Source organism: Streptomyces sp. NBC_00989, assembly GCF_045162655.1.
Taxonomy (GTDB): Bacteria; Actinomycetota; Actinomycetes; order Streptomycetales; family Streptomycetaceae; genus Streptomyces.
In genome coordinates, this window is the sequence record NZ_CP108728.1 from 7,937,526 (window position 1) to 7,950,712 (window position 13,187).

Below are 13,187 nucleotides of genomic sequence, written 5' to 3' on the forward strand. Positions count from 1 at the left end.
CTTAATGTCCGACGCGATACGGCCGACCGGAGACAAGACGGACGCGAGCACGAACACGAACGCGGAGCGCGCCGACCGCAAGGAAACCGACAGGGGCGTCGACAGGACTACGGACAAGACCACCGAACAGCGGGATGCCGAGAAGGCGTCGCGCGAGTCCGGAGTCGGGTCCGGGTCCGGCAACAAGCCGTTCGGCAGCAGGACCGGCGACGACAAGTCCACCGACAGCAGGACCACCGACGACAAGTCGGCCCCGCGTGGATCCGAGAAGGTGACACCGCTCGGGTCGTCCGAGAGGACGCCGACCGCGTCGACCCCGACGACCTCACCGACGTCACCGACGACCTCGTCGCGCGAAGCCGACCGGGCGATCCCGAGCCCGCGCACCGGCGACACGACCGGCACCGAGCGCGCCGACCGCACTGACCCTGACCGCACCGAGCAGTCCGCCCGCCCCGTGCACGCCCCCGAGCCCGCCCCCGGCATCGGTTCCGGTGCCGCCTCCGGCAACGGGCGGCGTGTCCCGCAGGACGCCGAGAACGGCAGCTTGCTGCCGCACGACGAGAGCGACAAGTTCAGCCTGCGGTTGCAGCACGCGGTCACTGGGTTCGTCGACGAGCCCCGGTCCGCCGTCGAGGAGGCCGACCACGTGCTGGAAGAGGTCGCCGCCCGCTTCACGGAGGCCGTCACCAAGCGCCGCGCCACCCTGCACGGCTCCTGGGAGTCCAAGGGCTCGGACGGCTCGGACAACACCGAGCAACTCCGCCTGGCCCTGCGGGACTACCGAGAGCTGACGGAGCGGCTGCTACACATCTGACCCGTCGGATCCACCAGTTCCGTCGACCGCCCGGCGCTCCCGCCACTCCCGCGCGACCTCTTCGACGTCGTACGGCTTCATTCCCAGCGGGGGGCCGGGCGGCGGCTTGAACATCATCTCGCGGATCTTCACGTTGACTTCGGTGATGATCCGCCGTGCGATCCGCTCCGAAGGGGCCGAGTACGCCGCAGCGAGGGCGTCCTCGGCCTCTTTGCGCAGAGCCAGCGTCGGCGGCAGCACGGAGATGCCCTCGCGGGCCATCTTCTGCTTGATCCACCACAGTTCGTCGTACGTCGTGTCGGCGCCGGACGGCAACGGCTTGCCCGCGCCCGGTAGTTGGGCGAACTCTCCGGCCCGCTCCGCGTCCCGGATCTGCTTGTCGACCCAGGACTCGAACCCCACACCCGGTGGCTTTCGCTCGGTCATGACTTCAATTGTGCCGGACGCGGTGGCGCCGGGCGATTTATCATGCGCCCGCTGCTGTAAGGACACTTCATAGGGGAGCGCACGTGCTCGAACTCACCATGGCCTCGGTCTCCGGGACGGACGAGGGCGCCACGGCCGGCATGCTGATGGCCGACGCGCCCAGTGACCCGGGCGCGGTGCTGCGGGTGGGCCGCGACGAGACGGTGTGCCGGCTGGTGACACCGGACGACTGGCTGTTCATCTCGCGGGTCCATCTGGAGTTCCTGTGCGGACCCGAGGGCACCTGGCAGGTGAGCTGGCTGCGCGGCTCCCAACCAGACCCGTCCTCCGAAGTACGCCTGATCGTCGGCGAGTACGCCCAGACCGTCGGCTACGGCGGCAGCGTGCCGTTGCCGCGCGGCGGGAGCGGCGAGATCGTCATCAAGGACCGCACCGGGCCGCGCAGCGTCAACGTCGGCTTCTATCACGAGGGTTGAGACGCCCCGGGAAGAGCTGGAAGAGCTAGGGCAGTACCCGCGCCAGCGCGAATCCGTCGTAGCCCTTCTTGCCCACCGTCTGGATCGCCGTACCGGTCAGGCGCGCGTGCGAGCCGATCAACTCGATCGCCGTGCGCGTGCCTTGGACGTCCGGCGACGTGTTGTCCGGGTCGGCGACCTGGCCGCCGCGCACCACGTTGTCGATGATGATCAGGCTGCCGGGGCGGGTGAGTTTCAGGGCCCACTCCACGTAGTGCGGGTTGTTGACCTTGTCGGCGTCGACGAAGACCAGGTCGAAGGGGGTCGGGTCCTCGTCGGCGAGCTCGGCCAGTGACTCCAGGGCCGGGCCCACCCGTACCTCGACGATCTTGTCGAAGCCCGCGCGGGCGAGGTTGCGGGTGGCGACCTCGGCGTGCTTCGGGCTGTACTCCAGGGAGACCAGCCGGCCGTCGGCGGGCAGCGCGCGGGCCAGCCAGATCGTGCTGTAGCCGCCGAGCGTGCCGATCTCCAGGATGCGCGAGGCGCCCTGGATCTGAGCCAGGAGGTGCAGCAGCTTGCCCTCGGCGGCGGACACCGCGATCTGCGGGAGGCCGGCGGCCTCGCTGTCCCGCAGGGCCGCCTCCAACACCTCGTCGTCCGGGGTGAGTTGGCCGATGAAGTAGTCGTCGACGTCGTCCCAGACCTGCGACTCGCTCATGTGCTCGTGCCTTTCGTGTGTCCAGCGGTAAGTCCCATGACGGTTGCCGGCCACCGTGCCGGCCACCCGAGTCAACTACCCGGCGCGTGCGTCGGCGGGGGTGGAAACGCCGGTCGTGGCGGGATCTCCGGTCGTCGCGACCGCCGGGAGCGCCGTACGGCCAGCAGGACGCCGGTCGTGGTGAGCGCGGCCAGGCTCCCGCCGATCGTCAGCAGCCACGCCGGGACGCCCGCCACCTCGCTCAGCCGGTCCTCGTAGATCACCTGCCGGAACGTGGCGTCCGTCGCCGCGCGGCGCAGCAGGTGGTCGCCGGTGATGCGGGACGGGTCGGGGAACTCCTGGTTCACGGCGGTCAGGAACGGGGTGCCCTTGGCGAGGTGGGCCAGCGGGCCCGAGGTGGTGGTGACGCGGCCGGCGTAGGCGACCAGCGGCTGCTCGCCGCCGATCCTGCTGCTGAGCCGCATGCGGTGCGCGGCGAGGATGTACAGGCCCAGCGACTGCGGGGTGCGGGCCAGGCGGGAGAGGCGCATCGGGTAGACGGGGGACTCGGCGGCGAAGGTGAGGTGCAGCGGGTCGAGGGCGCCGGTCAGGGCCGTGCCGGCGGCCGCGGGGGCCAGGCGGATCGCCACGTACTCCCAGCGCTGGTCGACGTACGGCTGAAGGGCCTGGTCAAGGCGGGACGGCAGAACGAACCCGTTCGTGTGCAACCAGTCGCCGAGCGCGTCCGGGTCGGTGGCCGTCAGCCGGGCCACGTCGAAGGGGCCGAGCCGCTCACGGCCGACCACGCCCACTCCGGGAGCCGTCGCGGCGCCGGGCGGGGGACCGCCGCCGAGGCTGCCGGAGACGAGCGGCCAGTCGCCGTCCTGGGGCCAGAAGTGGGAGCGGGCCCGGTGCACGGGCGCGGTGAGCGCGTTCAGCGTGTCGAAGAGCGCGGGGTCCGCGAGCGTGGCCGTCGCCCGGTGCGGCACCGGCATGATCCACGCGGCCTGGCGCGCGTCCCCGGAGACGGTGAGTCGCATCACGATCTGCTCCTGGCGCCCGTCCCAGCGCACCACGGAGACCTCGCGCCCCACCGCGACCTGCTGCGCGCCACTCGGCACCAGGGCGCCGCAGCCGCATGCCCAGGCCGGGGACACCAGCGATCCGAGCTGGAGGGCGAACAGCGCCAGTACGACGGCCGTCACGCGCGCGCGTGCCCGCCCCCGCATCGCCCTCCGCGTCGACCCCCGCAACGAAACGATCAGTAAACCGATCATGTCCACAAGCTATCGGGCCATCGGGCCCGGTCGGAAGCGCGCGGTTATTTGCTGTGCCCAGGCAACCCGAGGCCGACTATCGTCATCCGGACAAAAGGAGGGCGGACGTCAGGTGAAGGGGGGGTTGCCTGCGTCTCTCCCGCAGGGGGTGCGAACCTCATAGGGTTCATAGAGGGAACCACCACGCATGTGACGCGTGGGACGAGCGGGGCGGGAGGCCTACGAGGCGTGGCGAACGTGGAGCACAGCGGGCGACCGGCGGGAGCCGCGGGAGCATTCGGGTCGGATGCCGCCCAGACGGCCAGGGCACGGCTGCGCGCGGCGCGCCTGGTCCTGTGGCTGGTCGCCGCGGTCCTCGCCGTACGGCAGATGGCCGTGGTCCTCAGCACCCCGCAGGGGGACCGGCTGACCGACCTGGAGACCTGGGTCGGACCGAACGGCGTGCTGCATGTGAAGGGCTCGCTGTACGACTCGACTCAGTTCACCGGCACGCCCTTCGGCGGGCTCGTCCTCAAACCGCTCACGCGCGCGGCCGAGCAGGCCCTCGGCTGGGGCTGGACCTTCGGCACGCTGCTGCTGGTCGTCGCGCTCGGCATGGTCGTCTCCCGCGCGCTGCCGCAGCCGGTGACCCGCCGTGCCTCGCTGCTCGCCGCGCCCGTCGCGATCAGCCTGCTCATGCTGTCGCTGCCGGTGCGCAACACGCTCTGGCTCGGCCAGACCAGCATCATCCCGGTCCTGCTCGTGCTGCTCGGCTGCTTCACGGTGCGCGGCGAGCGGGCCGGCGGTGTGCTGATCGGCCTCGCCGCCGCGCTCCAGCCGACCGTGCTGCTCTTCGCGCCGCTGCTGTGGTTCAACGGCCGGCGCCGGGCCGCCGTCACCTCCGCGCTCACGTTCGCCGCGAGCGTGGCGATCGCGTGGGCGGCGATGCCGCACGACTCGTACACCTACTGGGTGCACCACATGGCCGGCGCGGGCCTCGGCGGCGCGGCGGACGGCCTCGGCAACCAGTCGCTGCACGGCGCGCTGCTGCGGCTCGGCCTCACCGGGCCGCTGGAGATCGGCGTGTTCCTCGCGCTGGGCGCGGCCGTCACGTACCTGGGCCTGCGCCGGGCCGTGCGGTATGCGCGCGACGGGCAACTGCTGCTCGCGGTGGCCGTCACCGGCTGCGCGGCGATCGCCGTGTCGCCGACGACCTGGCAGCACCAGCTGCTGTGGGTGCTGCTCGCGGTGGTCGGCCGGGTCGGCAAGCGGGCCTCGGACCGCTACGTGTGGCCGGTGGCCGTGATCCTCGTGGTCACGCTGCCCGCGAAGATGATGCTGCCGAACATGGCGGCCCTCTACCCGCTGCGCGACAACGTCGTCCTGCTCGCGGCCCTCGCCGCCGCGACCGCGGTCCCGTTCCTGTCCCGCACCTCCGAGTACTACCGCCGCCCGATCCCCACGGAGTACGCCGAGCCGGTCCCGACCCGCTGGAAGCACGTCCCGCTGCTCCCGTTCCTGCGCCGCGTCCTGACCCGCCCGAACCTCCTCCTCGAACTCCTCCTGATCCGCGTCACCTACGCCGCCTACCAGCAGGTCCGCCTCGCGGCGACGGGCGGCACCAACTCCGGCGGCCGGGCCACGGCGGAACACCACGGCCACGAGATCCTCTCGATCGAGCGCTTCCTGCACATCGACATCGAGCACGCGGTCAACCACTGGGTCGTGAAGGTCGACTTCCTCAAGGACTTCTTCAACTTCTACTACGAGTCGTTCCACTTCGTGGTCCCCCTGACGGTCATGGCCGTCCTGTACTGGCGCCGCCCGGTCGACTACCGCTGGGCCCGCTCCTCCCTCGGCTTCGCCACCCTGCTCGCCCTGGTCGGCTTCTGGCTCTACCCGCTGGCCCCGCCCCGCCTGCTCCCCGGCCTCGGCATCATCGACACGGTCCACGGCGTCCAGGACTTCTCCAAGCCGGACTACGGCACCCTCACCGCCCTCACCAACCAGTACGCGGCGATGCCGTCCCTGCACTTCGGCTGGTCCCTGTGGTGCGGCGTCGTCATCTTCGCCCTCGCCCCCAAGTGGTGGATGAAGGCGCTCGGCCTGCTGCACCCCTTCTTCACCGTCTCGGCGATCGTCGCGACCGGCAACCACTGGGTCCTGGACGCGGCCGGCGGCGCGGCGGTCGTCGCCGCGGGCTTCGGCCTGTCGTACCTCTTTCAGGGGCCGCGGGCGCGCTCGCTGCGGCCGCAACCGGCCGAGATCAGCACCGAGTTGGAGCCGGCGACGAGCGGCCGTATTCGGAGCTGATGCGGTACTCGCCCGCCGCGGGCACCGTCAGGCGGGTGAAGTCGCCGTCCTTGGCGAGGCAGGCGCCGTCGGCGCGCAGCCACGGCGAGTAGGCGACGCGGACGGTGACCGGACCGGGTCGTGAGACGTGCACGACGAGATCGGCGCTGGTGGTCCGCACCACCGTCCCCGGTTCCGACACCAGGGGTACGGCGTCGCGGACCCGGTAGACGCGCCAGTGGGCGTCGCGCCACACGGGCTGGAGCCAGTCGGGGCGGTGGTAGCGGACGAGGGCCGCCTCGTCCTTCGCGTAACCGTCCGGGGTGGCCTCGGGCAGGACGACGAATCCGACGGCCCAGTGGTCGAGCCAGGCCCGGTAGGTGGACGCGGAGAAGGTGCCGTCGTAGAAGAGGCGGGCGCGTTCCATGTCGAGCTGGCGGTTCCAGCCGCGGGCGAGGTTGATGTGCGGGGCGAGTTCGGAGGCCTCTCGGTGGTCGCGGGCGGGGACGGCCTCGACGCGGGTGCGGCCGGAGCCGAGCGCTTCCAGCGTGTGGACGACGGGTTGGGTGTCGGTGGCCCAGGCGGGGACGACCGTGGAGACCTGGAGGTCGTCGACGGTCTTCTTGCCGACCCAGGAGACGGAGAAGATGAGGGCCAGGATGAGCAGGTTGCGACCAAGGCGGGACTGATGAACGCCGTTCAGGTGCCGCGCCCCGGAGGGGCGCGGGGCTGTGTCGATATGCGGCTTCGCCGCGGCGCGCGACCAGCCCCCACCGGCCCGCGCGGAATAGATACGCGGCGCACCCAGAAGCACGGCCAACAACACCGCTGGAGCGAACAGTTCCGCGAACCGCTCCACATTCGTACCGACCGGCGACGGCACGAGGTACGTGACGACGGTCCCGGCCGCGTACACCGCCCCGCTCCACCGAGCGATCCGCCACGTGCGCGGGGCCAGCGTCGCCACCGCGAGGCCGAGCACGACAGGCGGCCAGATACGGCTGGGCGGCATCAACTGCTCGCCGGTGAACGGAAAGAAGAGCGTCGTCACGCCGACGACGAGCGCCGGCGGCACCATCAGCCCCGCCGCCCGCCGCCAGTCCCGTACGACGAGGAACGCCGCCCCCACGACGGCCAGGAACAGCCCCGCGACCGGGCTGGCCATGGTCGCGAGGGCCGCGTAGGCCGCCGTGAGGACGAGCCGGCGTTCGCGCGTGAGCAGTACACAGGCGGCCAGCGCGAGGGCGATACCGAGGGCGAAGGTCGTGCGGCCGGAGGCGACGTTGCACCACAGGGCGAGCGAGCACAGCAGGGCGGGGCCGAGGGGCCGGCGGACACCGGTGCGGGTGACGAGGGCCGCCGCCAGCCAGGAGGCCGCCAGCCCCGAGACGACCGTGACCGTGCGGACGCCCACCGCTGCCATCAAGTACGGCGAGATCAGGCTGTAGTTGGCGGTGTGCATCCCGCCGTACCAGAACAGGTTGTACGCCGATCTCCCGTGCTGCGACGCGAAGTCGGCCCACGCGTCCTGCGCGGCGAGATCACCGCCGCCGGTGGCGAGGAACGCCCACCAGACCGCGTACAGCGGGAGCGTGGGGAGGGTCGCGAGGAGCGGGACGCGGTGGCGGGCACAGAAGTTACGGAGGAGTTGGTTCCGCTGCGGGGCCGTGTTCACCGGCCGGACCAGGGTGTGGTGTTCGGCGGGGAGCATGTGAACGGAGACGCGAAACGTGCGGGAAACGTTTATCGGAGGCGGCCGGAGTCACCGGGACGAGTGACTCCCGGCCACGGGGGTGACGAGTGTGGCGGGGCCGGTGGGTGGCCGGGTGCGGCCGAGGAGGGAGACGGCGGCGACCAGGGCGGCGACCGCATGGAGATCGCCGAAACCACCTGCCCCGCAGCCCATCCCGCATTCCCCTGCATCCCCCCTCGCCCCGTTCGTCGACTGGACTGCTACGACGGCTGGTTGAAGTAGTAGTCGTGGTCGAGGTCCGCGAGCAGGCCGATCCGGGTCGGGGTCCAGCCGAACCGCTTCCGGGTGAGGGTGCTCGTGCCCACCAGGTCGGACGAGTAGAAGTGGCCCAGCCAGCCGAAGTGGGCGCCGGCCTCCTCGACCGGCACGCTCTTCACCGGCAGGTCCAGCCGCTTGCCGATGACCTCGGCGATCTCCCGTACGGGGACGCCCTCGTCGTCGACCGCGTGCAGGACCGTGCCCGCCGGGGCGTTCTCCAGAGCCAGCCGGAACAGCAGCGCGGCGTCGTCGCGGTGGACGGCGGCCCAGCGGTTCGTGCCGTCGCCGGGGTAGGCGGAGACGCCCTTGGCGCGGGCGATGCCGATGACGCCGGGGACGAAGGCGTGATCGCCCTCGCCGTGCACCTGCGGCAGCCGTACGACCGAGGAGCGGACGCCCCGTGCCGCCGCCGTCAGGGCCGTCACCTCCGCCGGGAGGCGGACCAGGTCGGGGCGGGCGGCGGGGTCGGGTACGTCGTCCTCGGTCCGGCCGTGGCTCATCACGGAGCTGATGACGAGGGGGCGGTCCGAGCCCGCGAGGGTCTCGGTGAGGGCCTTCACCGCGCTCAGGTCGATCGCCACGCAGGCGGCGTAGTTCGAGAAGTCGTGGATGAAACCGGTGTGGATCACGCCGTCGGCGGCCTGCGCGCCGGCGCGGAGGGCGTCGAGGTCCTCCAGCGAACCCCGGTGCACCTCCGCCCCGGTCGCCGCGAGCCGATCGGCCGACGCTTCGGAGCGGGCCAGGCCCAGCACTTGGTGACCGTTGTCGAGCAGTTCGCGGACTACCGCACTGCCCACGAATCCGGTCGCTCCGGTGACGAAAACACGCATGACGAAATCACCCAGATCAAAGTCGGGTCGGAAGAATCGGTGTGCCTCCAGCCTGCGCCCGCCGCACCTCGCCCGTCCAAGACCGACTCCGGAACACGTGATTCACTTCCGGTATCAGTGCAGCTCGTGCCGTCGTGCGGCAGCTCGTACCGCCGTACAGTCGACGTATGAGTGACCTGGATCTGCGCCTGGTGCGCTGCTTCACCGTCGTCGCCGAGGAACTGCACTTCGGGCGGGCGGCGGCCGTCCTGCATCTCGCGCAGCCCTCGCTGAGCCGTCATATCCGCCGCCTGGAAGGCGAGTTGGGGGTGCGGCTCCTCGACCGGACCACCCAGGGCACCCGACTCACCGAAGCGGGGGCGGCGTTCCTGCCCCGCGCCCAGGCGCTGTTGCGGTCGGCGGCGGAGGCGGCGGCCGTGGCGCGGGAGGTCGGGCAGCCGAGTCGTATCGTCATCGGGTTCATGACCGGGCTCATCATCACCCCGGCGGTGCGGGCCCTGCGCGCCGGCCATCCGGAGGCCGATGTGCACAGCCGCTTCCTCGGCTGGGGCGAGCTGCCGTCAGCCCTGCTGGAGCACCGGGTCCACGTGGTGGTGGGCCGACTCCCGTTCGCCACCGAGGGGTTGAGCGTGAGCGTCCTCTACGAGGAACCCCGCGTGCTGCTGATGCCGGTCGGCCACCGGCTGGCCGGCAAGGAGTACGTCACCCTCGACGACATCGCCGACGAGCCCGTACCCCGGTTCCCCGACGAGGAGTTCAACGCGTTCTGGCGCGTCGACCCCCGCCCGGACGGCCGGCCGGCGCCGGACGGTCCGTTCGTCAGGGAGTTCGAGGACAAGCTCGAAGTCATCGCGGCGGGCGAGGCGGTGGCGCTCGTCCCGGCGGGCGCCGTCAAGAAGGGCCTGCGGCTCGATCTGACCACGGTCCCGATCGAGGGCGCGCCCCCCGTCCCGGTCGTCCTGGCCGTGCGCGCAGGCGAGGAGCGCCGCCCACTGCTCGCGGCGTTCCGCGCCTGCGCCGAGGATCACCTGACTCCCGCCAACTGGGCGGCTACAGACGCTGGATGATCGTCCCGGTAGCCAGCGCCCCGCCCGCGCACATCGTGATCAGCGCGAACTCCTTGTCGGAGCGCTCCAGTTCATGCAGGGCCGTGGTGATCAGCCGGGCGCCCGTCGCGCCGACCGGGTGGCCGAGGGCGATCGCGCCGCCGTTCACGTTGACCTTCTCCAGGTCCTGGCCGAAGACCTGCGCCCAGCTCAACACCACTGATGCGAAGGCCTCGTTGATCTCGACGATGTCGATGTCCTTGAGCGTCATGCCCGCCTTGCCGAGCACGGCGCGTGTCGCGTCGATCGGGCCGTCGAGGTGGAAGTGCGGGTCCGATCCGACCAGCGCCTGGGCCACGATCCGTGCCCGGGGCCGCAGCTTCAGCGCCCGTGCCATCCGTTTCGACGCCCACATGATGGCAGAGGCGCCGTCGCTGATCTGTGAGGAGTTGCCCGCCGTGTGCACGGCGGTCGGCATGACCGGCTTCAGCCGTGCCAGTGCCTCCATCGACGTGTCGCGCAGGCCCTCGTCGCGGTCGACGAGCCGCCACATGCCGTGGCCCGCGCGTTGTTCGTCCTCCGTCGTCGGTACCTGGACGGCGAACGTCTCCTTCTTGAAGCGTTCCTCGGACCAGGCGATGGCCGCCCGTTCCTGCGAGATGAGGCCGAGCGAGTCGACGTTCTCGCGGGTCAACCGCCGGTTGCGGGCGATGCGTTCGGCGGCCTCGAACTGGTTGGGCAGGTCCACGTTCCACTCGTCCGGGAACGGCTTCCCGGGTCCGTGCTTCGACCCCGACCCCAGCGGCACCCGTGACATCGCCTCGACGCCACAGCTGATCCCGACGTCGATGACGCCCGCCGCGATCATGTTGGCGGTCATGTGCGAGGCCTGCTGCGAGGAGCCGCACTGACAGTCGACGGTCGTCGCCGCCGTCTCGTACGGCAGGCCCATGGCCAGCCAGGCGTTGCGCGCGGGGTTCATGGACTGTTCGCCGGCGTGGGTCACCGTGCCGCCGACGATCTGCTCGACGCAGTCGGCGTGAATGCCGGTGCGGCCGAGGAGTTCACGGTAGGTCTCGCCCAGGAGATAGGCGGGATGCAGGTTGGCGAGCGCTCCGCCGCGCCTGCCGATGGGAGTGCGTACGGCTTCCACGATGACGGGTTCCGCGACCATGGGACACGTCCTCTCCTCGTACACCGCGCGGCGCGGGCGTCCCGGCCACCCGCCACGCAGAACTAGTACGCGTTCTAGTTCTGTGTGCAGTCTGCTGACAGGCCGTACACAACCGCAAGGGTCGTGCAGGGAATTCGCCTTGCCGTGCCTCTTGCGACTTGTAGAACCCGTTATTACCTTCACGGGCGTCCTACGTTCCTGATGGACCGTCAGAATCCATCGGAAGCCATCGGTACTCAGCCGGAGTCACTCATGCCCTGTCCAGCTCTCCCCGACGGGTTCGACTTCACCGACCCGGACCTGCTCCACCACCGCGTCCCGCTACCGGAGTTCGCCGAACTGCGCGCGGCCGAGCCGGTGCGCTGGATACCGCAGCCCCTCAACATCGCCGGGTTCCAGGACGAGGGCTACTGGGCCGTGACCCGGCACGCCGACGTCCGGTACGTCTCCACCCACCCGGAGATCTTCTCCTCGACCCTCAACACGGCGATCATCCGCTTCGGCGAGCACATGGACCGCGCCTCGCTCGACGCCCAGCGGCTGATCCTGCTCAACATGGACCCGCCCGAGCACACCCGCGTCCGCCAGATCGTCCAACGCGGCTTCACCCCAAGGGCGATCCGCGCGCTGGAGGACCGCCTGCGCGACCGGGCCCACTCGATCGTGGCGGGCGCCCGCGCCCACTCCGGCCCCTTCGACTTCGTCACCGAGGTCGCCTGCGAACTGCCCCTCCAGGCCATCGCCGAACTCATCGGCATCCCGCAGGACGACCGCGTCAAGATCTTCGAGTGGTCCAACAAGATGATCGCGTACGACGATCCCGAGTACGCCATCACGGAGCAGGTCGGCGCCGAGTCGGCCGCCGAACTCATCGCCTACGCCATGGGCATGGCCGCCGAGCGCAAGCAGTGCCCGGCCCACGACATCGTCAGCACGCTGGTCGCCGCCGAGGACGAGGGCAACCTGAACTCCGACGAGTTCGGCTTCTTCGTGCTGATGCTCTCGGTCGCCGGCAACGAGACGACCCGCAACGCCATCACCCACGGCATGCACGCGTTCCTCACCCACCCCGAGCAGTGGGAGCTGTACAAGCGGGAGCGCCCGTCGACCGCCGCCGAGGAGGTCGTCCGCTGGGCGACCCCGGTCAACGCCTTCCAGCGCACGGCGACCCAGGACACCGAGCTGGGCGGCAAGTCGATCAAAAAGGGCGACCGCGTCGGCATCTTCTACGCCTCCGCCAACCACGACCCCGAAGTCTTCGAGAACCCGGACGAGTTCGACGTCATGCGCGACCCGAACCCGCACCTGGGCTTCGGCGGCGGGGGCCCGCACTACTGCCTGGGCAAGTCCCTCGCGGTCCTGGAGATCGACCTGATCTTCAACGCGATCGCGGACGCGATGCCGAACCTGACCCTCACGGGCGACCCGCGCCGGCTGCGCTCCGCCTGGATCAACGGTGTCAAGGAGCTCCAGGTGACCGCCGGCTGAGGACCCCGGTCGAGGTGAACGCACAGCTCGGGCCGGCGGCATCCCGGCGCCGCCGGCCCGTCTCGCGCGCCTGACCGATGTTCCCCGTGGCTTACTTCCGTACGGCGAACTTCATGAGTTCCCGCTCGTCGCCCTGCTTGATCTTCCCCGTCTCGTTGATGACCTGGAGCTTCCAACTCCCGCCGTCCCGGACCGCCTTGGCGACCGCGCAGCTGTTGTGGTCGCTGAGCAGGTTGGGCCAGATCTCGGCGACCTGCTGGGTGCTGCCGCCCGTCGCGTCGTAGACCTTGAAGGCGATGTTCCGTGCCTTCTGGAAGGAACTGCCCTTCTTGTAGGCGGCGGCGACGAAGACGATCGACGTGATGTTGGTGGGTATGCGCGCGAGGTCGACGGTCACCGTCTCGTCGTCGCCCTCGCCCTTGCCGGTCTGGTTGTCGCCGCTGTGCACCAGCGAGCCGTTGCCCAGCGGGTCCGTGGAGTCGAGTCCCGCGAGCCGTACCGGGTCCTGGCCCTGCATCGCGATGGCGATGAGGTCGAGGTCCGTACCGGCCTTCTGGCGCAGCTTCCCGATGAAGCCGCCGCTGCTGCCGACGGTGGGGTCCCAGGACGCCCCGATCTCCAGATGGGTCACTCCGTCCAGATCCGCCGGACCGTCTTCCTTAGTGAGCGTGATCATGCGTGATCGATCCTCTTGA

At 70.8% G+C, this 13,187-nt stretch carries 13 protein-coding genes; 5 read left to right on the top strand and 8 right to left on the bottom strand.

Features of this window, described 5'->3' with window-relative positions:
* Positions 1-4: 4 nt before the first annotated feature.
* Complete coding sequence (locus OG714_RS35505; protein ID WP_406127216.1) at positions 5-817, top strand: hypothetical protein; 813 nt, start codon at positions 5-7, stop codon at positions 815-817.
* Here OG714_RS35505 and OG714_RS35510 read toward each other — a convergent pair.
* Positions 806-1,243, bottom strand: a complete 438-nt coding sequence (locus OG714_RS35510; protein WP_406127218.1) for a DUF1992 domain-containing protein — start codon at positions 1,241-1,243, stop codon at positions 806-808. The genes OG714_RS35505 and OG714_RS35510 overlap by 12 nt on opposite strands.
* An 83-nt stretch (positions 1,244-1,326) precedes the next feature.
* On the opposite strand from OG714_RS35510, the gene OG714_RS35515 reads away from it, so the two are divergent.
* A complete protein-coding gene (locus tag OG714_RS35515) occupies positions 1,327-1,719 on the top strand; it encodes a hypothetical protein (protein WP_406127220.1) in 393 nt (130 codons plus the stop codon).
* A gap of 25 nt (positions 1,720-1,744) precedes the next feature.
* Here the strand turns inward: OG714_RS35515 and OG714_RS35520 are convergent, their stop codons facing one another.
* Positions 1,745-2,416 (bottom strand): O-methyltransferase, encoded by a 672-nt coding sequence (locus OG714_RS35520; RefSeq protein ID WP_406127221.1) that lies wholly within the window; start codon positions 2,414-2,416, stop codon positions 1,745-1,747.
* Between the two features lie 71 nt (positions 2,417-2,487).
* Complete coding sequence (locus OG714_RS35525) at positions 2,488-3,672, bottom strand: DUF2330 domain-containing protein (RefSeq protein WP_406127223.1); 1,185 nt, start codon at positions 3,670-3,672, stop codon at positions 2,488-2,490.
* Between the two features lie 228 nt (positions 3,673-3,900).
* Between OG714_RS35525 and OG714_RS35530 the strand changes: the two genes are divergently transcribed.
* Positions 3,901-5,964: a bifunctional glycosyltransferase 87/phosphatase PAP2 family protein gene (locus OG714_RS35530; protein WP_406127225.1), complete on the top strand. Its 2,064-nt coding sequence runs from the start codon at positions 3,901-3,903 to the stop codon at positions 5,962-5,964.
* Here OG714_RS35530 and OG714_RS35535 read toward each other — a convergent pair.
* Genes OG714_RS35535 through OG714_RS35545 form a run of 3 tightly spaced genes read right to left on the bottom strand, consistent with a single transcriptional unit; the run spans position 5,918 to position 8,784 of the window.
* Positions 5,918-7,654, bottom strand: coding sequence for a hypothetical protein (locus OG714_RS35535; protein WP_406127227.1), 1,737 nt, complete (start codon positions 7,652-7,654; stop codon positions 5,918-5,920). The two genes, OG714_RS35530 and OG714_RS35535, sit on opposite strands and share 47 nt — an antisense overlap.
* A 51-nt stretch (positions 7,655-7,705) precedes the next feature.
* Entirely contained in the window at positions 7,706-7,849 is a 144-nt protein-coding gene (locus OG714_RS35540; protein ID WP_406127229.1) for a hypothetical protein, read from the bottom strand.
* A gap of 47 nt (positions 7,850-7,896) precedes the next feature.
* Positions 7,897-8,784, bottom strand: a complete 888-nt coding sequence (locus tag OG714_RS35545) for an SDR family oxidoreductase (protein WP_406127230.1) — start codon at positions 8,782-8,784, stop codon at positions 7,897-7,899.
* Positions 8,785-8,951: 167 nt separating this feature from the next.
* On the opposite strand from OG714_RS35545, the gene OG714_RS35550 reads away from it, so the two are divergent.
* Positions 8,952-9,851, top strand: a complete 900-nt coding sequence (locus tag OG714_RS35550; protein WP_406127232.1) for a LysR family transcriptional regulator — start codon at positions 8,952-8,954, stop codon at positions 9,849-9,851.
* Here the strand turns inward: OG714_RS35550 and OG714_RS35555 are convergent.
* Complete coding sequence (locus tag OG714_RS35555) at positions 9,835-11,004, bottom strand: steroid 3-ketoacyl-CoA thiolase (protein ID WP_406127234.1); 1,170 nt, start codon at positions 11,002-11,004, stop codon at positions 9,835-9,837. The genes OG714_RS35550 and OG714_RS35555 overlap by 17 nt on opposite strands.
* A gap of 252 nt (positions 11,005-11,256) precedes the next feature.
* Here OG714_RS35555 and OG714_RS35560 point away from each other — a divergent pair, with 252 nt between their 5' ends.
* On the top strand, positions 11,257-12,492 hold the full coding sequence (locus tag OG714_RS35560) for a cytochrome P450 (RefSeq protein WP_406127236.1): 1,236 nt from the start codon (positions 11,257-11,259) through the stop codon (positions 12,490-12,492).
* 91 nt (positions 12,493-12,583) lie between these two features.
* Here OG714_RS35560 and OG714_RS35565 read toward each other — a convergent pair whose 3' ends face one another.
* Positions 12,584-13,168 (bottom strand): TerD family protein, encoded by a 585-nt coding sequence (locus OG714_RS35565; RefSeq protein WP_406127238.1) that lies wholly within the window; start codon positions 13,166-13,168, stop codon positions 12,584-12,586.
* Between the last annotated feature and the right edge of the window lie 19 nt (positions 13,169-13,187).